The sequence below is a fragment of the Kocuria sabuli genome (assembly GCF_040981185.1).
In the GTDB taxonomy this organism is placed as follows: domain Bacteria; phylum Actinomycetota; class Actinomycetes; order Actinomycetales; family Micrococcaceae; genus Kocuria; species Kocuria sabuli.
The window spans coordinates 1-526 of the sequence record NZ_JAVHZE010000114.1 but is presented as its reverse complement, the minus strand read 5'-3'; the positions used below and the strand labels follow the sequence as shown (position 1 = coordinate 526).

The 526-nt window shown below is 53.0% G+C and carries 1 protein-coding gene; it reads left to right on the top strand.

Going from position 1 to position 526, the window contains the following annotated elements; translation table 11 throughout:
- Nucleotides 1-193: 193 nt before the first annotated feature.
- On the top strand, nt 194-526 hold a 333-nt coding region (locus tag RE027_RS18180), incomplete at its 3' end, for a phage tail sheath protein (protein WP_438612453.1).

Here is a 526-nt window from a genome sequence, read left to right as displayed (position 1 = left end):
AATACCCATTCATTGATAATGGTTATCAGCGATCAATTAACCGTGATTGATCGCTGATAACGATCAATAACCATTCCCGCACACCACAACCGGTCGCTGTACGTTGTGCTGTCACTCCCCCAACGGCCTTTCGTTTCTCACACCTCACACACAACAGAAAATAGTTGCACCCCTTAACCACGGAGTTAAACGGATGAGCGACTATCATCACGGCGTCGAGGTCATCGAGATTAACGATGGCACGCGCACCATTTCCACCGTTTCGACGGCCATCATCGGCATGGTCTGCACCGCCAGCGATGCTGACGATTCAACATTCCCGCTAAATGAGCCGGTGCTGATTACCAGCGTGCAGAACGCTATCGGTAAAGCCGGTAAGCTCGGCACCCTGTCAAAATCCCTGCAAGCCATTGCCGACCAGTGCAAGCCGGTCGTTGTGGTTGTGCGCGTTGCCGAAGGTATTGAAGACCCGGACGACCCGGAAGCAGCGCAGAAAGAGACCATTTCCAACATCATCGGCACGACC